21 protein-coding genes and 1 pseudogene are annotated in these 21166 nt (G+C 62.2%); 14 read left to right on the top strand and 8 right to left on the bottom strand.

Features of this window, described 5'->3' with window-relative positions; translation table 11 throughout:
• The first annotated feature begins 6 nt into the window (after positions 1-6).
• Together sbcD and CFY91_RS14090 are read left to right on the top strand one after the other, a co-directional pair.
• Positions 7-1245 (top strand): exonuclease subunit SbcD, encoded by a 1239-nt coding sequence (gene sbcD / locus CFY91_RS14095; protein ID WP_093987036.1) that lies wholly within the window; start codon positions 7-9, stop codon positions 1243-1245.
• 21 nt (positions 1246-1266) lie between these two features.
• Positions 1267-4698, top strand: a complete 3432-nt coding sequence (locus CFY91_RS14090) for an AAA family ATPase (RefSeq protein WP_093987022.1) — start codon at positions 1267-1269, stop codon at positions 4696-4698.
• Between the two features lie 42 nt (positions 4699-4740).
• Here CFY91_RS14090 and CFY91_RS15790 read toward each other — a convergent pair.
• Positions 4741-4881 (bottom strand): annotated as a pseudogene (locus tag CFY91_RS15790) (IS110 family transposase); the annotation flags it as partial.
• A gap of 148 nt (positions 4882-5029) precedes the next feature.
• On the opposite strand from CFY91_RS15790, the gene CFY91_RS15935 reads away from it, so the two are divergent.
• The 8 genes from CFY91_RS15935 (at position 5030) to CFY91_RS14060 (ending at position 10735) form a co-directional block, all read left to right on the top strand.
• Positions 5030-5395, top strand: coding sequence for a hypothetical protein (locus CFY91_RS15935; RefSeq protein ID WP_133063696.1), 366 nt, complete (start codon positions 5030-5032; stop codon positions 5393-5395).
• 101 nt (positions 5396-5496) lie between these two features.
• Positions 5497-6516: a leucine-rich repeat domain-containing protein gene (locus CFY91_RS15930; RefSeq protein WP_133063695.1), complete on the top strand. Its 1020-nt coding sequence runs from the start codon at positions 5497-5499 to the stop codon at positions 6514-6516.
• A gap of 70 nt (positions 6517-6586) precedes the next feature.
• Positions 6587-6955 carry a hypothetical protein gene (locus CFY91_RS14085; protein WP_093987020.1) on the top strand — a complete coding sequence of 123 codons (369 nt, stop codon included), beginning with the start codon at positions 6587-6589 and terminating at the stop codon, positions 6953-6955.
• A 399-nt stretch (positions 6956-7354) separates the two neighbouring features.
• Positions 7355-7612, top strand: a complete 258-nt coding sequence (locus CFY91_RS14080; protein WP_093987018.1) for a type II toxin-antitoxin system Phd/YefM family antitoxin — start codon at positions 7355-7357, stop codon at positions 7610-7612.
• Positions 7600-7902, top strand: coding sequence for a type II toxin-antitoxin system RelE/ParE family toxin (locus tag CFY91_RS14075; RefSeq protein WP_093987016.1), 303 nt, complete (start codon positions 7600-7602; stop codon positions 7900-7902). Before CFY91_RS14080 ends, CFY91_RS14075 begins: the two co-directional genes overlap by 13 nt.
• A gap of 148 nt (positions 7903-8050) precedes the next feature.
• Positions 8051-8422: a hypothetical protein gene (locus CFY91_RS14070; RefSeq protein WP_133063694.1), complete on the top strand. Its 372-nt coding sequence runs from the start codon at positions 8051-8053 to the stop codon at positions 8420-8422.
• Positions 8423-8574: 152 nt separating this feature from the next.
• On the top strand, positions 8575-9030 hold the full coding sequence (locus tag CFY91_RS14065; RefSeq protein WP_093987013.1) for a nucleoside deaminase: 456 nt from the start codon (positions 8575-8577) through the stop codon (positions 9028-9030).
• A 256-nt stretch (positions 9031-9286) separates the two neighbouring features.
• Complete coding sequence (locus CFY91_RS14060) at positions 9287-10735, top strand: diguanylate cyclase domain-containing protein (RefSeq protein WP_093987012.1); 1449 nt, start codon at positions 9287-9289, stop codon at positions 10733-10735.
• A gap of 35 nt (positions 10736-10770) precedes the next feature.
• Here CFY91_RS14060 and CFY91_RS14055 read toward each other — a convergent pair whose 3' ends face one another.
• Positions 10771-11340: a YqaA family protein gene (locus CFY91_RS14055; protein WP_093987011.1), complete on the bottom strand. Its 570-nt coding sequence runs from the start codon at positions 11338-11340 to the stop codon at positions 10771-10773.
• 272 nt (positions 11341-11612) lie between these two features.
• On the opposite strand from CFY91_RS14055, the gene CFY91_RS14050 reads away from it, so the two are divergent.
• The 4 genes from CFY91_RS14050 (at position 11613) to CFY91_RS14035 (ending at position 14487) form a co-directional block, all read left to right on the top strand.
• Positions 11613-11900 carry a YceK/YidQ family lipoprotein gene (locus tag CFY91_RS14050; RefSeq protein ID WP_165765331.1) on the top strand — a complete coding sequence of 96 codons (288 nt, stop codon included), beginning with the start codon at positions 11613-11615 and terminating at the stop codon, positions 11898-11900.
• Positions 11901-12029: 129 nt separating this feature from the next.
• Positions 12030-12632, top strand: a complete 603-nt coding sequence (locus CFY91_RS16120) for a hypothetical protein (protein WP_207759397.1) — start codon at positions 12030-12032, stop codon at positions 12630-12632.
• 109 nt (positions 12633-12741) lie between these two features.
• The gene (locus CFY91_RS14040; RefSeq protein WP_133063693.1) at positions 12742-14169 is read left to right on the top strand and encodes a hypothetical protein; all 1428 of its coding nucleotides are present in this window, start codon (positions 12742-12744) and stop codon (positions 14167-14169) included.
• A 12-nt stretch (positions 14170-14181) separates the two neighbouring features.
• The gene (locus CFY91_RS14035) at positions 14182-14487 is read left to right on the top strand and encodes a hypothetical protein (protein WP_133063692.1); all 306 of its coding nucleotides are present in this window, start codon (positions 14182-14184) and stop codon (positions 14485-14487) included.
• Here the strand turns inward: CFY91_RS14035 and CFY91_RS14030 are convergent.
• The 6 genes from CFY91_RS14030 to nhaD form a co-directional block, all read right to left on the bottom strand.
• Positions 14484-15653, bottom strand: coding sequence for an ABC transporter substrate-binding protein (locus CFY91_RS14030; RefSeq protein WP_093987004.1), 1170 nt, complete (start codon positions 15651-15653; stop codon positions 14484-14486). The two genes, CFY91_RS14035 and CFY91_RS14030, sit on opposite strands and share 4 nt — an antisense overlap.
• Before the next feature lie 18 nt (positions 15654-15671).
• Positions 15672-16457 (bottom strand): substrate-binding periplasmic protein, encoded by a 786-nt coding sequence (locus tag CFY91_RS14025; protein ID WP_093987003.1) that lies wholly within the window; start codon positions 16455-16457, stop codon positions 15672-15674.
• A 70-nt stretch (positions 16458-16527) separates the two neighbouring features.
• Positions 16528-17508, bottom strand: coding sequence for a 23S rRNA (adenine(1618)-N(6))-methyltransferase RlmF (gene rlmF / locus CFY91_RS14020; protein WP_093987001.1), 981 nt, complete (start codon positions 17506-17508; stop codon positions 16528-16530).
• 71 nt (positions 17509-17579) lie between these two features.
• Positions 17580-19415 carry an SLC13 family permease gene (locus CFY91_RS14015; RefSeq protein WP_093987000.1) on the bottom strand — a complete coding sequence of 612 codons (1836 nt, stop codon included), beginning with the start codon at positions 19413-19415 and terminating at the stop codon, positions 17580-17582.
• Positions 19415-19711 (bottom strand): winged helix-turn-helix domain-containing protein, encoded by a 297-nt coding sequence (locus CFY91_RS14010; protein ID WP_093986999.1) that lies wholly within the window; start codon positions 19709-19711, stop codon positions 19415-19417. The genes CFY91_RS14015 and CFY91_RS14010 overlap by 1 nt, the downstream gene beginning before the upstream one ends.
• 68 nt (positions 19712-19779) lie before the next feature.
• Positions 19780-21135: a sodium:proton antiporter NhaD gene (nhaD, locus tag CFY91_RS14005; RefSeq protein WP_093986998.1), complete on the bottom strand. Its 1356-nt coding sequence runs from the start codon at positions 21133-21135 to the stop codon at positions 19780-19782.
• Positions 21136-21166: the final 31 nt, after the last annotated feature.

Raw genomic sequence — 21166 nt, 5'->3', positions numbered from 1 at the left:
GCTGCCCTGCGTCTGCTGCACACCTCGGACTGGCACCTCGGCCAGCATTTCATGGGCAAGAGCCGCCAGGCCGAGCACCAGGCGCTCTGCCAGTGGCTGCTCGAACAGGTGCAGGCCCTGCAGGTCGACGTGGTGCTGATTGCCGGCGACCTGTTCGATACCGGCACGCCGCCCAGCTACGCCCGCGAGCAATACAACCAGCTGGTGCTGGCGCTGCGCCGCGCCGGTTGTGGCCTGGTGCTGCTGGGCGGCAACCATGACTCCCCGGCCATGCTCGGCGAGTCGCGGCAACTGCTGGCCGAACTGGGCGCGCAGGTGCTGCCCTGCCTGGCCAGCGACCCGGACGAACAACTGCTGACCCTGCGCAACCGCCAGGGCGAGGTAGCCGGCCTGCTGTGTGCCATTCCCTTCCTGCGCGCCCGCGATCTGCTGCGCAGCGAAGCCGGACACAGCGCCACCAGCAAGCAGCAAGACCTGCAGCAGGCGATTGCCGCGCACTACCAGCAGTTGTTCGCCCTGGCCGAAGCGCGCCGCGCCGAGCTGGGCCTGGCCTTGCCGATCATCGCCAGCGGCCACCTGACCACCGTGGGCGCGAGCAGCAGTGAGTCGGTACGGGAAATCTACGTCGGCAGCCTGGAAGCCTTTCCCAGCAACGCCTTCCCGCCGGCCGACTACATCGCCCTGGGGCATATCCACCGTCCCCAGCAGGTGGGCGGCCAGGCGCATATCCGCTACAGCGGCTCGCCGCTGCCGTTGTCCTTCGACGAAGCCGGACAGAGCAAACAGATGCTGCTGGTGGACTTTGCCGAGGGCCGCCTGCAGGCCATCGAGGAACTGCCGGTGCCCCGCTGGCAGGGCCTGGCCAGTGTGCGCGGCAGCCTCGCCGAACTGCCGGCGCGCCTGGCCGGGCTGGCTGCCACGGCGAGTGCCAGCCAGCCGTTGTGGCTGGAAGTGCAGGTGCAGGACGATGCCGCACTGAGCGACCTGCACGGGCGCGTCGCCAGCCTTTGCGCAGACCTGCCGCTGGAGGTGCTGCGCATCCGCCGCGAACGCAGCCAGCCCAGTCTGGCCCTGCACAGCGCCGCCGGGGAAAGCCTCGATGAGCTGAGTGCCGAGGAGGTGTTCGCCCGCCGCCTGCAGGAGGAATCCTTCGACCCGCCAACCCGCGAGAGCCTGCTGCAGCTCTATCGCCAGGTGCTGGCCGAAGTCCGCGACAACCCCGAGGCCGACAGCGCTGTGCGCTGACCTCCGCGATGGCATGACCCCATGAAAATCCTCAGCCTGCGCCTGAAAAACCTCAACTCGCTGAAGGGCGAGTGGAAGATCGACTTCACCCGCGAGCCGTTTGCCAGCAGTGGCCTGTTCGCCATCACCGGGCCGACCGGCGCCGGCAAGACTACCCTGCTCGATGCCCTGTGCCTGGCGCTTTACCACCGCACCCCGCGCATGAGCAGCCTGTCGGCCAGTGGCAATGAGCTGATGACCCGGCACACCGCTGACTGCCTGGCCGAAGTGGAATTCGCCGTGCGCGGTACTGCCTACCGTGCCTTCTGGAGCCAGCGGCGTGCCCGCGACCGCGCCGAGGGCGCGCTGCAGGCGCCGCGTGTCGAACTGGCCCGGCTGGATGGGCAGATCATCACCGACCGCATCAATGACAAGCTGCGCGAAACCGAGCGGCTCACCGGGCTGGACTTCGAGCGCTTCACCAAATCCATGCTGCTTGCCCAGGGCGGCTTTGCCGCCTTCCTCGAAGCCAGCGCCAACCAGCGTGCCGAGCTGCTGGAAGAGCTGACCGGCAGCGAAATCTACGGCCGCCTCTCGCAGCGCGTCTTCGAGCAGGCTCGCGAGGCCCGTCAGCAGCTGGAACAATGGCAGGCGCGCGCCGATGGCGTCGAGTTGCTCAGCAGCGAACAGCGTGAACACTGGCAGGCCCAGGTCGCCCAGTTGGCCCGCGACGAACAGCACTGGCAAGCCACCCAGGCCAGCCTGCAGGAACACTGGCAGACCCGCCAGGCGGTGCAGGCCGCGCACCAGCAGCAGGCGCAGACGGCCGCCCGCCTGCAGCAGGCCGAACAGGCTTGGCAGCAGGCCGCCGCGCAACGCGCCCAGCTCGCCGCGGCCGCCCCGGCCTGGCGCCTGCAACCCGTGCAGCTGCGCGCGCAGCAGGCCGCTCAGGCCCTGGACGCAACCGCCCAGGCGCTGGCCGGCAACCAGCAGCGCCTGCAGGAACTGGCCCGGCAGATTGCCCGGCACACCCGCCAGGCCTGGCAGCTCAGCCAGGCCTGGGCTGCACAGTGTGCCCTGCAACTGGAACAGCGGCGCAGCGAGCAGCAGGCCCTGCAAGAGCAGCTACAGGCCCATCCCGAACGCGCGCGGCTCGGTGAGCAACTGGGCCGCTGGGCCGAGCAACTGCAGCAGCGTCAGCACCTGCGCGAGGCCTGCGCGGGCAGCCGGCAAGCCTTGCAGGAGAGCGCCGAGCAGCTTGCCGGGCAGGCGCAGGACAGCCAGCGTCTGGAACAGCAGTTGGCCAGCCTGCACGCGCAACTGGCGACCCACCAGCAACAGCTGGACTGCTGTCAGACGCAGTGGCAAACGCTGCTGGCCGGCGCGCCGGAGCAGCAGCTGCGTGAGCAGTGGCAGCAGTTGCATAGCGAAGGCGAAAGCCTGCAGCGCCTCGCCGAGCTACAGCAACAGCAAGAACAACTGGCCAGCGAGCAACACAGCCTGCACGCCGAGTGGCTGGCCGCGCAGGCCAGCCAGCACACCTGTGCCGCCCAGGTGGCGCAGCGCCGCGAGGCCTACCGGGACTTGCAGCAGCAGGTGCGTGACCAGGAAAAGCTCCTTGAGCAGGAGCAGCGCATCCAGGCCCTGGAAGCCCACCGCGCACACTTGCAGCCCGGCAGCGCCTGCCCACTGTGCGGCGCCACCGAACACCCGGCCATCGAGCAGTACCAGGCGCTGGATGTCGGCGCCACCCAGCGCACCTTGCAACTTAAACGCGATGCATTGGAACAGCTGGGCGAAGAAGGCCGGCAACTGGCCGGCGAACTGGAGCGCCTCAACGAGCGCCTGGCACAGCTGTCTGCCCAGCAGCAACGTCAGGCGCAGGCCGCCGTGCAGTTGCAAGAGCAGGTCCGTCAACTCAACCAGGGATTAATCCGGCCGCTGGCCGCTGGCGAGTCGCTGCCGGCACGCCGCCAGCAGCACAGCCAGGCCTTGCAGCACCTGCAGGAGCGCCTGCAACAACTGGACGCTTGCAAGCAAGCCCTCGACCAGGCCCGCCAGGCTACCCAGCAGCTACACGCGCAAAGCCAGCAGCAGGCCAACGCCCTGGCGCTCAGTCAGCAGCAGCAGGCCCAGCAACAGGCCCTTCAGCAACAGCTGGAGGCGCAACTGCACCAGCAGCAGGGCGACCTGCAGCGCCTGCAGGATGCGCTGGCCCGTCAGCTGGCCGAGTTCGGCTACCCGCTGCCCGAGCAGGCCCAGCCCTGGCTGGAAGCCTGCCAGGGCCACTGGCAGGCCTGGCAGCAGGCCCAGCAGCGCCTGCAACAGCTACACGGCGAACTGCTCGAACAACAGCAAATCAGCCAGCAAGCTGCCAGCCAACAGGCTCACTGGCAGGCGTGCTGGCAGGCCCTGGCCGCTGCGGAGCAACAGGCCGCGCTGGATGAGCCGGGCGTCACGGCAGAGGCCCTCAGCCTGGCCGAACATGAACAGGCCCTGCAGCACCTGCAGGCCGAGCAACAGCAACAGCTGGGCCGCCAGCACACCCTGCACAGCCAGCAGCGTGCCCAGCAGGAGGCCGCGCAACAGGCCGCACAGGCCTGGCAGGACGCCCTGGCCGCCAGCGAATTTGCCGACCTGGCGGCCTACCAGGCCGCCCTGCTGGATGCCGAGCAACACGCCCGCCTGCAGCGCGAGCTGGCCGCCCTGCAACAGACCCTGGCCGAAGCCCAGGCCTTGCAACAGGCTGCCAGTACACAGCTGCACGCCTTGCAGCAACAGGCGGCCGGGCTGCCGGAACTGGCCGACCTGGAACAGCAGCGCCTGGCTGCCGACAGCCAGCTCAAGAGCCTGCGCCTGCAACAGGGGGAAATCAGCGCACGCCTGGCCGACGACCAGCGCCGTCGTGCGCAACAGCAGGCATTGCTGGAGGAAATCCTGCGTCTGCAACAGCTCAGCGATCGCTGGCAACTGCTCAACGGGCTGATCGGCTCGGCCGATGGCGCGCGCTTCCGGCGCTTTGCCCAGGGCCTGACTCTCGACCAACTGATCCTCCTCGCCAATCGCCAGCTGGAGCGCCTGCACGGCCGTTACCAACTGGTGCGCCGCCTGGATGCCGAACTGGAACTGGCGGTGATCGACACCTGGCAAGGCGACGTGCAGCGCGACAGCCGCACCCTGTCCGGCGGAGAAAGCTTCCTGGTCAGCCTGGCCCTGGCCCTGGCGCTGTCCGACCTGGTCAGCCACAAGACCCGCATCGACTCGCTGTTCCTCGACGAAGGCTTCGGCACCCTGGATGGCGCCACCCTCGACATCGCCCTCGATGCCCTGGACAGCCTGCACGCCAGCGGCAAGATGATCGGCATCATCAGCCACGTCGAAGCACTCAAGGAACGCATGCCCGTACAGATCCGCGTACACAAGGGCAGCGGCCTGGGCTACAGCCGGCTGGACAACGACTACGCCTGTGACTAGTCGCTATCCCGTGTGTTGAATGGCGGCAGGGCGAGCGGGTTACTCGACCGGCTCGGCCTGCTCCTGTATATATCGCCGGAACGCCTCTCGGTTCAGCCGCTTGCGCTGCACCACCTGGCCGGAACGGACACTCTCGGCAACTTGGTAAACGGATTTGGCCAGATCAACTGCAATGCGTTTCATACCGACTCTCCCAATTTCAGCCACCACGATGCTTGGTATAGAAGGGTGGTGTGGGGGAAGTCCATTACAGCATTCAAATCGTTCGCTTCGCTCACTGGGACGGGCTAAAGCCCGCCCCTTAACCAAACGTTAACTGCACATGGCAACTATGACTATCGAAGATAAATCAAAGTTTATTGATGAGGTCCTTGGCTTCTACTTCGGTGAGCCATTTCTTGATGGGGCAAAGTTATTTTCTTCGCCAGAAAGTGAAGTAGATTCATGGTATAAGTTTGCACTTGTTTTTGATCAAGTTCGTAAATCGGCCAACATTCCAGAGAAATATTATGAGGCATTGCAGCTTTTGGTAGAAGATGCCATAAGTGAATATGTAGCATCTTCGTTTATCGGCGAAGATCCTGACAAAGAAGAGGAGTTAGGCGTAGGATACGATGGTTACCATATTCCTCCAGACTTCGCTAAAAATTATCAATCAAAAATCTGGGATGCAGTTTGTGAAATATTCAGCAGTTAACAAGGCCAAGCACAATCGCCCGCAAAAAAAACGCGGGCTGGACCTCGCCGTCGCTCGGCCTGTGTTGGCGGCGTTAACTTTAAATCAGAGATCGAGTATTTATGGCAGATAGCAAGGATGAATTTACTCTCTACAGAGAAAAGTCTAAGGCCAAATCCTCAAAAGAGGTGCTTCAGGGCTTCATGGATTTGATGAAGCAAGAAATGCATTTAAGAAGTGAAGACGTTCAGCCATCTCATAGTTTTTGGTATTGCCGCCCAACAAAAGACTTTCCGCCAAAATCAATTCGCTATCCGTCAGAGTATGATGGAAGTGATCGACTGAATATCGTATGCACACAGACAGAATTAAAACCTAGTGCACAAAAGAAGCTGGTTAATTCTTGGTGTGAATCATTACCAGATATGGACAACGTCGAATATATTTGGTTTTCATCAAGGACAACTCAAGAGTTGTTTGATGCTGTATGTGAGATGAAGTCAATAAAAGGTCTCTATATTAAATGGAGCGGAATAAAATCAATAGACAAAATCACTAAGGCAAAAAGTCTTAGGTATCTCCATATTGGTAGCTCTCCTTCTTTGGCACCTCTTGAACCTCTTGGTCAGCTTCCAGCCCTTGAATGGTTGGAACTTGAAAATATAAGGGCCTGCGAAGATTTATCATTTACTAAGAATCTCATTAACTTAAAGGGGCTTTCTATTGCAGGTGATGGGAACAGTATCAAGTACTTAAAAGCCAAAACTCTGGAGCCATTAACTTCGCTTCAGGAGCTTTACTGGCTATCACTTGGGACATTTATGGTGGAACAAGATGGGCTTTTACCCCTTGCAAAACTAAGAAAGCTAAAATATCTCTTCATTAGCAATAAATATAAATTCGAGGACGTAGCGGCACTAGCAGGCGCAAGACCTGATGTGGAGTGTGATTTGTTTGAGCCAGTATCTGGTGTTTATGATTTTCTTGCTTGTAAAAAATGTGGCGAGCACACAGTGATACTGCCTACAGGTAAAGGTAAGCCTTGGATGTGCCAGACATGTGATGCAAAAAAAATAGAAAAGCATATTCATCAATTCAATGAAATAGCTAACGAGTACTTAAAATGGTCATCAAAAAGTTAACAAGTCAAAGCACTCGGACGCAGCAAAGCTGCGCCGGTGTTTGAGGCGTTAGCAAAAAAGGAGAATATTGGTGAATCTTTCTGAAGAGTTGAAAGACGCTTTCGATCAGTTTGTTTCATCACAAATATCGAAGGACTTTTTGCGCAGTATCGTTGCAAAGATTGATGAGCGTGATGTCGATATACTTGTTGAGGCGGTTTCGCGACTAGATGATCCAAGTGAGTATTGCCAAGACGACTATGATGATAAAACTGTCACAGGCTTTTTCCTCTACATCGATTTCATAAGTGCATTGCTAATTAACTTGGGAGAGCCAGCTACAAAATTGCTCTCTAAATATGCCGGATATAAACATCCGTACATTCCATGGATAATAAAATACGCCGAAGACTCCAGATTTCATAATGATATTATGGCAAAATTTAGTGATGTTTTCTGAGCGTCATTTTTTTGCTAACAACTGTATATGAACTCTCCCCACAAGTAGTGAGCAAAGCATTGCTTGTGCACCTGTCGTCAGCGCGGTTGCATTCGTATATCCGGCCTGTTGTGGGCTTTTCCGCCCTGGCCAATCTGTAGTTCGCGCAGCGGGGGCCAAGCGTTCAATCGATCACGCGGATCATGATTGTTATCGGCCTTATTCCGCTGCAGGACTCGCCTGTTCCGACAGTGCTGCTGTTCACCACAACCACCAGAAAACCATCTTGCCGTTCTGACAAATCGCTCGCTTCACTCACTGGGAGCGGCTAAAACCCGCCCCTTGACCAAGCTTGGCTCTGCTTGCGTCGCCCGAAAAGTGACACTATAGTGTCACTTTGATCTGGTCTAGGGTGCCACCATGAAAGTTGAGCTCGTCACCAATCTCAAGCGCCAAGCCACGAAAATCCTGGCAGACCTCCATGTTTCAAAAGAGCCGGTACTGATCACCGAGCATGGCCAACCCTCTGCGTATCTCGTCGATGTAGAGGATTACGAGTTCATGCAGCGTCGACTGGCACTGCTTGACGGGCTATCACGTGGAGAGCGCGCTGTACTTGAAGGAAGAACGTACAGCCACAGTGAGGCCAAGGAGAAAATGAGCAAATGGCTGAAGTAATCTGGACGGAGCCCGCCCTCCAAGAGCTGGATGCCATTGCTGAGTACATTGCCCTAGATAATTTCACAGCAGCAAGTCAGTTAGTCAGCGCTGTTTTCGAAAAAACCAAGCGCCTAGAAAGCTTTCCCCAATCGGGGCGAACTCCGCCAGAGCTTCCGAACTCCGTTTATAGAGAGCTGGTGGCACCACCCTGCCGAGTTATTTATCGTGAAGATGACAAACACGTTTTCATCCTCTTTGTTATGAGAGAAGAACGGCAGCTTCGCGCTTATATGCTTGGAAATAGCTAACACCTATATGGACCTTCCTCACAAGCAGTGAGTAAAACGTTGCTTTTGCACTTGTCGTCAGCGCGGTTGCATTTGACTATCCGGCCTGTTGTGGACTGCTCGCCCTGGCCACTTTGTAGTTCGCGCAGTGGGGAAGGCTTTTTTCACCATGTATAGAGATAAGCGGAACAGGTCTTTCCTGTCGGCGCTTGCTGCGTTGGCGCGTGGCCTGGGTGTCACCCTGCTTTATAGCCTGGTGTTTACGGTGGCGTTAACGGCTGCCTGCATGGCCTGGCTGTCTGGCGCCGGAGGCGAGCATCTGTGGGTAGACCTGCTGGCCATGCTGGCGGGGTTTGTTCTCACCTGGAAAAGCAGCTATGCCATGTATTTGCTGGCGCGTTATGCGCTGAGCGAGTCGGAGGACTGGGCGCTGAGCATTCGCTGGCAGCCGCAAGGGCGGATGCTGCGTGACATTGTCCTGAGCATCGCGGTTATTTGGCCGTGCAAGGTAGCCCTCAATGCCCTTGTGGGGTTTTTCTAGCGTGCTGGGCGACGGCGCATGCTGGCGCGACTCACCGGGGGCAGCCGGGTGTTGGGCGGTTTTCCAGTTATACGCTTTGCCCGGTCACGCGCAGCCATGCCGTTCTTGGGCGCTGCTGGGGACGTCGGGCAGGTCTTGCAGGAGGGAGCAATGTGAGCAGCACACTTGATTATCCGGCCATGTTGCAGGTAGCGCTGGATGAGGCGCGCCAGGGGCTTGCGGAAGGTGGCATTCCGATTGGCGCGGCACTGTTCAACCGTGCTGGCGTGCTGCTCGGCGCTGGCCACAATCGGCGTGTGCAGGAAGGTGATCCGTCCGTGCATGCGGAAACGGATGCCTTCAGGAAGGCGGGTCGGCAGCGTACCTACAAAGACACGATCATGGTGACCACGCTGGCGCCCTGCTGGTATTGCAGCGGCTTGATTCGCCAGTTCGGCATTGGTGCTGTGGTGGTGGGGGAGTCGGCGACCTTCTCCGGGGGGATCGACTGGTTGCGCGAGTGCGGCGTTGAGGTGATTGACATGAACTCTGCCGATTGCGCCCGACTGCTGACCGATTACATTCACCGCCATCCCGAGGTCTGGCACGAGGATATCGGCGAGGACTGATCGTCGCCGTGTGCTTTGCGGAGTGGGCTCGGCGCAGTGCGGTGTGCGGACGGGTAATACGGCTGTTAGCTGCTGGATAGGCGCGAACGTGTCGGTAATACGCGGTAAAACTCGATAGGTCTGCTGGCCGTGCCTAGGGTTGACGCGGCGCTGTGCAGCACTCATGGCGATGCGGCATCATGCGTGCTATTCACCCTTGCCGAGGGGCTGCTGACGCTGACCCCTGCTATCGCCCCGACCAGGATGTATCCGCACCATGCAGCAGGACCGCCAGCGCCTCATCCGTGAGCTGTTCGACGAGTACATCGAGATGTACGCCGCCCGCGATGAGCGGCTGACCCGGCGTTTTAGCCAGAACTTCACCGGCTACGCCGGCAGTGGGCAGAATCTGGTGCGTGACCATGATGAGTGGGTGCGTATCACCCGCCAGGATTTTGCCCAGGTGCCGGGGCGCATTGGTATCGAGATGCTCGACCTGGCTCTGCAAGACCTGGCCGATGACCTGGTGCTGGCGCTCGGCTTTTTCCATATCCATCTGCCCGAGGATGGCCAGCAGTTGTCGCAGGAGGTGGCGCGGCTGGTGTTGGTGTTTCGCCTGGAAGGCACGGCATGGATGATCGCCCACAGCAGTATTTCCATCCCGTATCGCAGTGTGCAGCACAGTGAGGTCTATCCGCTGCAAAGCCTCAGGGAGCAGAACAATGCCTTGCAGGCGCTGGTGGTGGAGCGTACCCGCGCGTTGCATGAGAGCCAGGCGTTTTACCGCATGCTCACCGAGGATGCCGAGGATGTGCACTGGCGCATGGACAGCCATTTCATCATTACCTACATCAGCCCGGCCGATGAGCGGCTGCGCGGTTTCCCGGCTGACGAGGTGATCGGTCGGCCGGTGTTTGAGCTGCTGACCGACGAAGCCAGTGCGCGTGTCCGCGCGGTGTTGAATGCCTCGTTGCTGGATGAGTCGGGCGCAGGTTCCACGCAGTTTCGTACGTTCGAGATACAGCAGCGCTGCAAGGATGGCCGGCTGGTGTGGGGCGAGGTGCTGGCCAAGGTTGATCGTAACGAACAGGGCGTGATTGTCGGTTATCACGGGATTACCCGGAATATCACCGAGCGCAAGCGCCTGGAGGCGCAGATCCGCCAGTTGGCCTTCCATGACACGCTGACCCAGTTGGCTAACCGGCGCTTGTTGCTGGAGCATCTCGACCAGGCAATGGGGGCCAGCAAGCGCAGCGGTCACTTTGGCGCATTGCTGTATCTGGACCTGGATAACTTCAAACCCCTTAACGATACCCATGGGCATGGCGCCGGTGACCTGTTGCTGATGGAGGTGGCGCTGCGTCTGAAAGGCTGTGTGCGCGAAGCCGATACGGTGGCACGTATAGGGGGTGACGAATTCGTGGTGTTGCTGCGTGCGCTGGATACACACGCGGAGTGCGCGGCACAGCAGGCGCTGGGCGTGGCGGAGAAGATTCGTCTGCGTCTGGCTGAATGCTATGTGCTGCAGGCTGCGGCGGGGGTGGCGCCGATCGAGCACCGTTGCACGGCGAGTATCGGTGTGGCGCTGTTTCAGGGGCATGCCGAGAGCCAGAACAGCCTGATGAGTCGGGCCGACCAGGCGATGTACCAGGCCAAGGAGCAAGGGCGCAATCGGGTGCGCCTTGTGGAGGCCGCCCTGGCCGATGCGTTGACTGGCCGACGTTAAGTACAGCGATTACCGTGCGGGCTGTGCGGCGCCGTTCAGGCGACCGACAAGAGCTTGCCGGTGCTGGAGAGCAGCCAGTAGAACAGGTACAGGCGCGGAATGCGGAAGAGCAGGGAGGCGGCCAGGACGACGCTCCAGCGCAGGTTGAGTACGCCGGCTGTCCAGCAGGTGACGGAGTAGGGCAGGGGCGTTACCGCCCCAATGACGATGGCCCAGAAGCCATATTTGCGAATGAACGCATGGTGTTCTTCCTTGAAGCGTCCGAACAGGCGCTGCGCCCAGGCAAAATGTCCGAGCCAGCGGCCAATGCCGTAGCCGGTCATCCCGGCCAGTACGGAAATCCCGCCCAGAATGCCCACATAGACAGGCCAGTGCTCCGCCAGCGGGCTGTTGGCGATCACCACCAGGAGGATGTCTGGCGGAAACGGCGTAACCAGGGTGTCGGTCACCATGAGGATCGCTGCCAGCCCGGCAAAGCCGATGCGTTCGACAATCCAGGTGGTGATGACCACCAGCTCTTCTTCCAGCGCCATACCCAGCAGGCCCATGGCGACGATAAACAGCATGAGTCCAATGAGGGCTTTGATCAGGTTTTGCTTAATCATGCGGGGGGCTTCTGTTGCAAAAGGCTATGCAGCTTGCGCGGGGCTGAACGGACGCTGTCGCGTTGCGGGGCGGCTGCCCTGTGGCGAGTGCCGGCCAGCATGCCACAGTGCGCACGGATTATGAGTCTGGTTTTGTTGCAATAATCGTCTGGCCGATTGCCGTGGAGGCTGGCCGCATGCGCTCCGGCGAGGGCGCCGTCTGGCAATGCCCGGCGGGCTGGTGTGGGGGAAGATGGCTGCTATGGAGAAGCGCTATGCGCAGGATAGGTGGGATGCTCAGGCTGGTGGGACTGGTAGCGCTATTGAACGGTTGTGCAACGACCCTGACCACCGCGTCGGGTGTCGCGCCCGATGGGCACCTGATGTATGCCGGTACGCGGCTCAACAGCAGCATTATCAGTCAGGCGTCCTGTGAGTCAGGGGTTCCTGACAATCATGGCTGTGCCTACGACAAGGTACTGGCGCCCCTGAGCGTGGTGGATTTCCTGCCCAGCCTGCTGCTCGACACGTTGCTGCTGCCATTCACGGCGCTGCATGCGCTGCTGCAGGCGGATGGCTAGTGCAGGCTGTTGTGTGCTGTTTCACAGGCTGCTCGGGCTGGCTCGACCGTTTGCCGGCACTCGGGTATATATCCGCGCCGCTGGCGAAATGCCCACTACCCTGGGGCGCAGCCCTGGCAGGAGAAACGCATGACGCTGGCGAGTGCCGAGGATGTGTATGTACGGCTGCTGGGGCTGCCCAGCGAGCAATGGCGTATCGTCGCGGCGCAGCGTCTGGGCGATGACCACTACCTGTTGCAGGGTGAGGTACCGGCCGGCGAGCGTTGGGAGTTTCAGCCCGGTGAGCGGGTGTGGGTAGAGGAGTGTGTGTTGACGCTGGGAGGTTATGGCCTGTTGGCGGTGGCGCGCATGGATACGCCGGAAGTGCCGGCACAAGCGGCTCATTCAACCAAGGAAAAGGCCATGCAAGAACTGAAACACTCGGGATTGGGTATCGCGTCGTTTGCCAGCAGTATCGCTGCGGCTGTGCTGATCTTCATCCTGGTCATGGCGGCGGGCTTCATGGAACTGTCCACGCCGGGCGGTATTGATGAGGAGTCGGCCGAGGCGCTGCTGATCGGCCTGCTGCTGTTTACCTTCATGGGGCTGACCCTGGTGGCTTTTGGATTGGGAGTGGGCGGGCTGTTCCAGGCGCAGCGCAAGAAGGTATTCGCGGTCCTCGGTACGGTATTTTCCGTGTTGGTACTGCTGGGGACCGGCCTGCTCCTGCTGATGGGCATGGCTATGGACTGAACCTGGCCCTGCCTGGTGGGATGACTGAGGGAGCGGGCGTCCGATGAAGCGAGGATCAACAGCCAGGCCCTGGCTGAGTGTGACAGGTGGCGTTGCAGGGCTCGTGGGCGTGGCACTGCTTGCGCTGGTGCTCGGCTACCTGCTGCCACTGCTGCGTGGCGTGGGCGTGCTGGAGGGGGCGTCGCTGCCCAGCCAGCCACTCGGTCGGCTGCTGTTTGCCGAGCAGATGGCCCGCGAGTTCGACTGTCAGGGGGTGCAGCATACGCGGCACGGCACCTGGCTGGTGGCTAGCCAGAATGATGCGGGCTATGCGGTCGATTTGCCGCATGACGAAGCGCCGCCGTTGGCGCTGGAGAGCCTGCTGCCGCAGCCGCCGCAGAACACGGCTGCCTTTGCCGCGCGTCGCGCGCGCAGTTTTGTATCCCGTCTGGATGAGCAGGGGGTATTCCGTCTGTTGGCCAGTGTGCCGGCCACGGCGTGCCTGCTGGCCAGTACGGCGGATGACACCTTGTGGCTGCTGACCGACCTGCCGCGTCCGGCGAACAGCCCTGTTGATCAGACGGTGATCTTCCGCTCGGTTGACCAGGGGCGTACCTGGCATTGGCTGGAGCGTGGGCTGTTTCCCGGTGTGAGCGCATTTGCCCTGGACCTGGCACCGCAGCAGGTTGGCCAGGCGCTCTGGCAGTGGGGCGATGCCATGTCGATGAGCATGCGCCATGCCACGGCCGAGCTGATGGCCGAGATGGGCGGCGAGCAACCGGAAGCCTTCAGTGTGCCGCTGTATTACTCGCCGGATGCGGGAGAAACGGTGGAGCAGCTGGCCTTGCCAGAAGAGTTGTTCGTTGACGAGGCATACGCGCGCAGCCGTTTGCCTGCCGGAGCGCAGCTGGCTAGCGCCGGCTATGACGATATCCGCCTGTACACGGTGCCCTTGGCGAACGATCGTGCCGTGGCTTGGGTCAGCCAGCGCTTTCCCTACGGCTATCCCGACGAGCCATACATCCGGGGGGTGGTGGCGCTGAGCAGTGCATTGCCTGTGCAGCGCCAGGATGGTCGTTGGCAGGTGCAGGCGCTGCGCCGTTATGAGGGGGTGTTCATCGAACGTCTGGCACAGGCTGAGGGGCGTCGTCTGGCGATTCTCGGGGAAAGCAGCCTGATGGGCGAAGCGCAACTGGTCGAGTTGACGGCCAGTGGCCTGGATTGGCGCACCTTGAGTGCGTTGCCGCGGCCCTTTGCCGACTTGCCGGCGCGCAATGGGGTGGCTTCGCTGCAGGTGGGCAAACGGGCCATCGTGCTCGGCATGCGTGCCTCCCATCAGGTGCCGCGCTGGCTGCAGCCCTGGCGGCGTCAGGCAGCGAGTATTTCCGGTGGTGGCGACTACCTGTCGCTGGATGGCGGGATGAGCTGGACGCGTGTGGCGCTGCCCTATGTGCTGGGGCATGTGGCAAACAGCGATCAGTTGGTGGCCAGCGATGCGCCCTGGTTCAGTTCGCGTGATCTGACCCTGCGGCAGATTACCCTGGCCCCTGAGCAGTAGAGGCCCATGCCCATGGCGCGTCGTAGAGAGGTTGTGTGGCGTGTGGCGGTCGGCTTGCTGTGCCTGCTGGCCGGGGTGCTGGTGGGGCTGGCCTGCCTGTTGCTGCTGGGCGCGCTGTGCCTGTGGGGCCTGGGCTGGCTGGCTGAGCAGTGGCGGCTGGACACGGCCAATGGCTATTACCTGATGTATCTGGCGGTGCCGCTGGGCCTGGCCTTGCTGGCGCTGGGCCTGGCCTTGTTGGCGGCGGCGCTGGGCAGCGGCCTGGGTACGGGGCGTTGGCTGTGGCGGCGCCTGTCGCGGCTATTGCCGCTTGCTTAGGGCAGCGGCAGGGCGCGCCCCTGGCTGACTCGCGTGAGGTAGACGGTGCTGGAGGCCTGGTGGCTGTCTGCTGCGAAGCTCACGGTAAAACCGCCAAAGTCCTTATGTAGCGTGCTGAGTTCGCGGATGAAACGTTGGCGCTGCAGCTGTGGGCCGCTGCGGCGCAGGGCTTCTACCAGCACTTGGGCGGCCAGGTAGCCTTCCAGCGACGCATAGCCTGGGGCGCTGTCGCCCATGTCGCGCTGGTAGCGGCGCACCAGCGGCAGGCGGGTGTCGTAGGGCGAGGGCATCACCTGGCTGATATACACCCCTTCGGCCAGCGCACCGGCGTGTTCGATGAACGGTTCGGTACCCACGAAGGAAACCGTCAGGAAGGGGGCTTGCAGGCGCTGCGCACGCGCACTGGCGATTGCCTTGGCCAGCTGTCGGTAGGTGCCGATGAAGACGATGGCGTCCGGCTGTCCCTGGGCCAGTTGCGTGATGGCCGGTTCGATACCGTCCAGCGCATTGCGGCGAATACGCGCTTCCACGGCAAGGCCCTGTTGCTGCCCTTGCAGTGCGGCGACCAGGCCGCTTTTCACGGTTTCACCAAAGGAGTCGTCCTGCATCAGCAGGCCGATGCGTTGTGCCTGCAGGGCTTGCTGTAGGTGTTTGGCGAGTGCGGCTGTTTCGTCAAAGTAGGCTGCGCGCAGGTTGAATACGCCAGGACGTAGCGGGGTGCGCAGGAACTGTGCGCCACTGAATGGGAACAGGTAGGGCACCTGGTGGGCTTCGGCGATAGGCACGGCGGCCCGCGAGGTGGGGGTGCCGACGTAGCCGAACAGGGCAAACACCTGTGCCTGTTCGATCAGCTCGCGGGTGTGTTGCGCGGTGCGTACCGGCTCATAGCCGTCGTCGCGGCTCAATAGCAGCAGCTGGCGGCCATGTATGCCGCCGGCGGCATTGATGCGCCGCAGGTAGGCTTCGGCACCCTGGCGCATGCCCATGCCGATCTCGGCGGCGTTGCCGCTCTGCGCGTTGACCATGCCCAGCTTGATCACTTGCGCGCTGACGCCCTGTTCGGCCTGCAGGGGAGCGGCCAGCAGGAGCAGGCCCAGACTGCCGAGCAGGCTGTGCCAGAGACGCCGTGCCAGGCGTTGCGGGACGTGGAGTGGGGTTGCCTGCATAACAATCGGCCTCTGCAATTACGGCAGGTTCAGTGTGGCCTGGGGCGCACTGTATTTGCCTTGGTCCAGGTCATCGAAATAGCGTTGATAACGCCCGCTGTCGCGGTATTGCTGCAGACGCTGGTCGAAGCGCTGCCGCAACAGCTCACTGCCGGGCAGGCTTTTCGGAAACAGCAGGTAGCTCTGGTTGACCAGCAGGGGGCGCGGGTGGTGGGTGATCTGCGCCGCAGCGCCTGGCAGGTTGCGCAAGGCGGCCAGTCCGACGTTGCGTTCCTGGGGGTAGAGCTGGATGCGCCCCTTGAGGAGTTTCTCGAAATTCTGCTGGTCGCTGGAAACGCGCTCCATAGGCACCTCGCCGCGTTCGAGAAAGGCATCGAATGCCGGGCCGTAGCTGTATTCCAGACCACCGCCGAGGGTCAAGCCGCGTAAGTCTGAGAACGTTTGCCAGTCAAAGCGCACCTCGCGCAGGTGGAAGAATACGAATTGCTCATCGAGTACCGGGTCGCTGTAGAGGAAGTCCTGCTCGCGCTCGCTTTTGTGCATCCACACCGCCGTGGCGGCAAAGCGTCCGGCGGCGGCCGCCGCATAGGCGCGTGGCCAGGGCAGGAAGCGAAACTCCACCTGATAGCCTTCGTCGGCCAGGACGTCACGCAGCAGATGCGCCATTACGCCTTGCTGCGGCAACTGGCTGGACAGGTAAGGCGGCCATTCGCCGGCGCTGATGTGCAGCGTCTGGCGGGTTTCCTGGGCTGGCAGGGTCAGGCTGCAAGTCAGCAGCAGACAGAAGAGGAAACGACGTGGCATGCAACTCCCAGGCAACTACGGATGAACCTGTGTGAAGGTTTAGCAGGCCGCACGCTGCTTCGCCTGTCACTTACACGCGGCGCCAGGCGGCCTGCTGATCGTTGTCGAGAAAGCTCCAGGCGAGGAAGCGGCTTTGCTTCTGCCCCTGTGCCATATCGACCTGGCGAATCTGCCGTGCGCCGACCTGGCGCAGGCGCGCGTGCAGCATCGGCAGGTTGCCGGCCTTGGAAACCAGGCAACTGAACCACAGCACTTGCGCGGCATGCTCACGGCTTTCTTCGATCATCTGTTGGATGAAGGCCAACTCGCCGCCGGGGCACCAGAGTTCGTTATGTTGTCCGCCGAAGTTGAGGGCGGGCAGCTGCCGGCTGGGGTCGAGCTTGCCAAGGTTGCGCCATTTGCGCCGGCTGCCGCTGTGCGCTTCGCTGGCACTGGCATGGAAGGGGGGGTTGCACAGGGTCAGGTGGAAACGCTCATCGGCACGCAGCAGCCCCCGGAAGATCTGGGTGCGCTGGCTTTGCAGACGCAGCTCGATGGCCTGGTCGAGGCCGTTGGCCACCAGGTTGCGTTGGGCGGCTGCCAGCGCCTGGGGGTCGATATCGCTGCCGACGAACTGCCAGCCATAGTCGATATGCCCGAGCAGTGGGTAGATGCAGTTGGCCCCGGTGCCGATGTCCAGCACCCGGACCTGTTCGCCGCGCGGGATGATGCCGGCATTGCTGGTTGCGAGTACGTCGGCCAGGCCATGCAGGTAGTCGGCACGCCCTGGTACTGGCGGGCACAGGTAGCCTTCGGGAATGTCCCAGTGGTGCAGGCCGTAGAGCTGGGCGAGCAGGGCGCGGTTGAAGGTACGCACGGCAGCCGGGTCGGCGAAGTCGATGCTTGGCTTGCCATAGGGGTTGCGGATGACGAAACGGGCCAGCGCAGGATGGGCCTGCAGCAGGGCGGGGAAGTCGTAGCGGCCCTGGTGGCGGTTGCGGGGGTGCAGCTGCCCTTTGCCCTCGGGAGAGTGGCGGGAAGGCGGCGGGCTGGGCGGTTGGCGAGGGGGCATACGCGGCGAGTATCCGGAATTTCAGGCGGGGGATTTTCCCATAGCTGGGCCTGGCTGGCGCGTTTTCTTGTTCAGAAGGGCAGCAACCGGGGCACCAGCAGTACGCAGAGCAGCATGACCAGCAGGGTGAAAGGTACGCCCAGGCGTACGAAGTCGGCGAAGCGGTACTGCCCGGGCCCCAGTACCAGGGTGTTGACCGGCGAGGAAATGGGCGTCATGAACGCCGCCGAGGCAGCCAGGCACACGGTCATCGCGAAGGGCAGCGGCGAGGCCTGCAGGGCCTGGGCACAGGCAATGGCCACCGGGGCCATGAGCACGGCGGTGGCGGTGTTTGAAATGAACAGGCCAATTGTCGCGGTGAGCAGGAACAGGCAGGCGAGGATCAGCGGCGGGCTGGCACTGCCGAACAGGCCGACCAGCGCCTGTACGGCCAGGTCGATGCCGCCGGTCTGTTGCAGGGCCTGGGCGAAGGGCAGCATGCCGATGATCAGGATCAGGGTTGGCCAGTGAATGGCGCGGTAGGCGCTGTCCAGGTCAATGCAGCGAAAAGCGCCCATCAGCAGGCAGCCGATCAGTGCGGCGAGCACGTTGGGCACCAGGCCGCTGACCATCAGGGCCACCATCACCGCCAGGCTGAGCAGGGCGTAAGGTGCCTTGCGCGCCGCCGGTGCCACCTCGTCGACTTCTGCCGGCAGGCTGAGCACGAGGAAATCGCGGCTCTGTTGTTGCAGGCGATGAATAGCCTTCCAGCTACCGGTGACCAGCAGGGTGTCGCTGGGCTTGAGGCGCTCATCGACCAGCACGCCCTGCAGCGGCTGGCCGTGGCGGCGCAGCCCGACCACGTTGAGCTGGTGGCGCGAGCGGAAGCCCAGCTCCTGGATGGTTTTGCCGGGTAGTTGCGACTCCGGCGGCAAGGCGACTTCAGCCAGGCCCAGCTCATGGGCATGCAGGCTGTAGTAGGCGTGTTCCAGTGGCAGTGGCTGCAGGCCCAGCTGGGCATAGCTGTCGAGCAGGCCGATGGCCGGGCTGGCGATGTCCACCAGCAGTACGTCGCCGGGTTCCAGCAGGGTGTTGCCATGGGCGACCAGCAGCAGGGTGCGAAAACGCTGCTGGCGTTCCACGGCGATCACGTTGATGCCGTAGTCCTGGCGTAGTTCCAGTTCGTTGAGTGCCTGGCGCACCAGCGGCGAGTCGGCACGTACCTGCAGGCGCCGCTCGCGCTGGTCGAGCAGGTAGCGACGGGCCAGCGCGCTATGTGTCAGGCGGCCTGCCGGCTGGCGTTGCGCGGGGTTGCCCGCAGCGAGGAAACGGCGGCATAGCAGCATGTAGGCAATGCCCAGGGCCAGCACGGCCAGACCCAGCGGCGTGATGCTGAAGAAGCCGAAGCCCTCCAGTCCGGCGCGGCGCAGTTCGCCCTGCACCACCAGGTTGACCGGGGTGGCGACCAGGCTGAGCATGCCGCTGATCAGGCCGGCAAAGGCCAGCGGCATCATCAGCCGGGCTGGGGCAATCTGCAGGCGGTTGGCCACGCCCAGTACCACGGGAATGAAAATGGCCACCACGCCGGTCGAACTCATCACCGAGCCGAGGCCCGCCACCGCCAGCATCAGCAAGACCAGCAGGCGTACCTCGCTGTTGCCGGCGCGGGCCACCAGCCAGTCGCCGAGGCGATAGGCAATACCGGTGCGCACCAGGCCATCGCCGATAACGAACAGCGCGGCAATCAGCAAGACGTTGGGGTCGCTGAAGCCGGCCAGGGTGCTGGGCAGGTCGAGCAGGCCGCTGAGTGGCAATACCAGCAGCACCAGCAGGGCGACGGCGTCCATGCGCGGTTTGTTGCGGATAAACAGTATGACGGTGATCAGCAGCAGGCCGAGTACGGCCAGCAGTGGGCTGTTACCCGTCATCAGGGATAGCCCAGGGTGGCCTTGATGCTGGCCAGGTGCTCGGCCACCCAGCGCGGATTGATCGGGCCCCAGTCGTGGATGCGGTAATCACCGCTGTTGTTGCGGGCACCGTCGGCCTGAGCGAAACGGCAGTCGATATCCAGTTCGGCAAGGGCCGCCAGGGTGTCCTGGGCGGTGCGGCGGGGCATGCCCGTGGCGGCCATCAGTGCGGGAATGCTGGTGGCCTGGCCGCTGTCGATCAGCCAGGCGAGGTACAGGCGGCGCAAAAAACTGCTGCGGGTCTTGCTGGTCTGCATGGATGCTCCCTAAATGACACAGCCCGGCGAACCGGGCTGTGTGAGTGGCGTGAGCCGGGTGGGGCAGGTTATAGCGCGAACATGGCCATATAGGTAGCCGCACCGGCCAGGTAGCCGAGTAGAGCCAGGCCGCTGATGCGCTTGAGGTACCAGATGAAGTTGATCTTCTCCATGCCCATGGCCGCTACACCGGCGGCCGAGCCGATGATCAGGCAGCTACCGCCAGTGCCGGCACAGTAGGCCAACAGCTCCCAGAACTGGCCATTGACCACGAAGTGCTGCAGCCACTCGGTGTCGCTGGCGGCTGCCAGGGCTTCGGGGGTGACCAGCGGATACATTTTCATGGCGCCGGCAACCAGCGGTACGTTATCGACTACCGAGGACAGCAGGCCGATGGCGATATTGATGGCGTAGATGTTGCCGAAGGCGTCCTTCAGCGCGGTGGCAACCTGGGTCAGGTGGCCGGCGGTAGCCAGGCTGGAGACCGCCAGCAGGATGCCGAGGAAGAACAGCACGCTGGGGGTGTCTACGCGGGTCAGCACGCCGACTACGGACAGCGGATGCTTGTCTTCATCATTTTTGCTGCCGTGCATGATTTCGGTGACTACCCAGAGCACCCCGAGGCCAAGGAAGATGCCCATGTAGGGGGGCAGGCCAGTGAGGGTCTTGAATACCGGTACAAACAGCAGGGCGCTGATGCCGAGGATAAACACCAGGTTGCGTTCGAACGGCGTGGTCGGGTCCTGGTGCTCTTCGTCGTGGCCGTTGTCCGGACGCTCGAATTCGCCCTTGAGGGTGAAGCTCAGCACCAGCAGCGGCACCAGCAGGCAAACGATGCTGGGGATGATCAGCTGCACGATGATGCCCGAGGCGGTGATCTGATGGCCGATCCACAGCATGGTGGTGGTCACATCACCGATCGGCGACCAGGCACCGCCCGCGTTGGCGGCGATGACCACGATGCCGGCATAGAACCAGCGCTCGTGCTGGTCCTTGATCAGTTTGCGCAGCAGGGAAACCATGACGATGGTGGTGGTCAGGTTGTCCAGGGCGGCCGACAGGAAGAAGGTGATGAAGCCGACCATCCACAGCAGTTGCACGCGCTTGCTGGTGCGAATGCGGTCGGTGATCACCTTGAAGCCTTCATGGGCATCGATCAGTTCGACGATGGTCATCGCGCCGAGCAGGAAGAACAGGATTTCCGAAACTTCGCCCAGGTGATGGCGCAGTTCGCTAGAAATACCGTGGCTACCGCTACTGGCCAGCTCCGGCAGGATGCTGTCGGCACCCAGCACCAGTACGGTCCAGCACAGCACCGCGGTCAGGATGGCCGAGGCGGCCTTGTCGATCTTGAGTGGATGCTCAAGGGCTATGCACAGGTATCCGATGATGAATACCGTTGCCATCAGGGCATAGGCAAACATAGGCAGGTTGCTCCAAAGGTTGGTTATCGAA

The organism is Pseudomonas fluvialis, assembly GCF_002234375.1.
In the GTDB taxonomy this organism is placed as follows: Bacteria; Pseudomonadota; Gammaproteobacteria; order Pseudomonadales; family Pseudomonadaceae; genus Aquipseudomonas; species Aquipseudomonas fluvialis.
The sequence above is the reverse complement of the archived record's forward strand: the minus strand, read 5'-3'. Positions and strand labels throughout refer to the sequence as shown.

Coding starts and splice junctions, on each gene's coding strand:
- CFY91_RS14090 (WP_093987022.1), top strand. CDS start 1,267: ATGAAAATCCTCAGCCTGCGCCTGAAAAACCTCAACTCGCTGAAGGGC.
- CFY91_RS15935 (WP_133063696.1), top strand. CDS start 5,030: ATGACTATCGAAGATAAATCAAAGTTTATTGATGAGGTCCTTGGCTTC.
- CFY91_RS15930 (WP_133063695.1), top strand. CDS start 5,497: ATGGCAGATAGCAAGGATGAATTTACTCTCTACAGAGAAAAGTCTAAG.
- CFY91_RS14080 (WP_093987018.1), top strand. CDS start 7,355: ATGAAAGTTGAGCTCGTCACCAATCTCAAGCGCCAAGCCACGAAAATC.
- CFY91_RS14075 (WP_093987016.1), top strand. CDS start 7,600: ATGGCTGAAGTAATCTGGACGGAGCCCGCCCTCCAAGAGCTGGATGCC.
- CFY91_RS14070 (WP_133063694.1), top strand. CDS start 8,051: ATGTATAGAGATAAGCGGAACAGGTCTTTCCTGTCGGCGCTTGCTGCG.
- CFY91_RS14060 (WP_093987012.1), top strand. CDS start 9,287: ATGCAGCAGGACCGCCAGCGCCTCATCCGTGAGCTGTTCGACGAGTAC.
- CFY91_RS14055 (WP_093987011.1), bottom strand. CDS start 11,340: ATGATTAAGCAAAACCTGATCAAAGCCCTCATTGGACTCATGCTGTTT.
- CFY91_RS14050 (WP_165765331.1), top strand. CDS start 11,613: ATGCTCAGGCTGGTGGGACTGGTAGCGCTATTGAACGGTTGTGCAACG.
- CFY91_RS16120 (WP_207759397.1), top strand. CDS start 12,030: ATGACGCTGGCGAGTGCCGAGGATGTGTATGTACGGCTGCTGGGGCTG.
- CFY91_RS14035 (WP_133063692.1), top strand. CDS start 14,182: ATGGCGCGTCGTAGAGAGGTTGTGTGGCGTGTGGCGGTCGGCTTGCTG.
- CFY91_RS14030 (WP_093987004.1), bottom strand. CDS start 15,653: ATGCAGGCAACCCCACTCCACGTCCCGCAACGCCTGGCACGGCGTCTC.
- CFY91_RS14025 (WP_093987003.1), bottom strand. CDS start 16,457: ATGCCACGTCGTTTCCTCTTCTGTCTGCTGCTGACTTGCAGCCTGACC.
- rlmF (WP_093987001.1), bottom strand. CDS start 17,508: ATGCCCCCTCGCCAACCGCCCAGCCCGCCGCCTTCCCGCCACTCTCCC.
- CFY91_RS14015 (WP_093987000.1), bottom strand. CDS start 19,415: ATGACGGGTAACAGCCCACTGCTGGCCGTACTCGGCCTGCTGCTGATC.
- CFY91_RS14010 (WP_093986999.1), bottom strand. CDS start 19,711: ATGCAGACCAGCAAGACCCGCAGCAGTTTTTTGCGCCGCCTGTACCTC.
- nhaD (WP_093986998.1), bottom strand. CDS start 21,135: ATGTTTGCCTATGCCCTGATGGCAACGGTATTCATCATCGGATACCTG.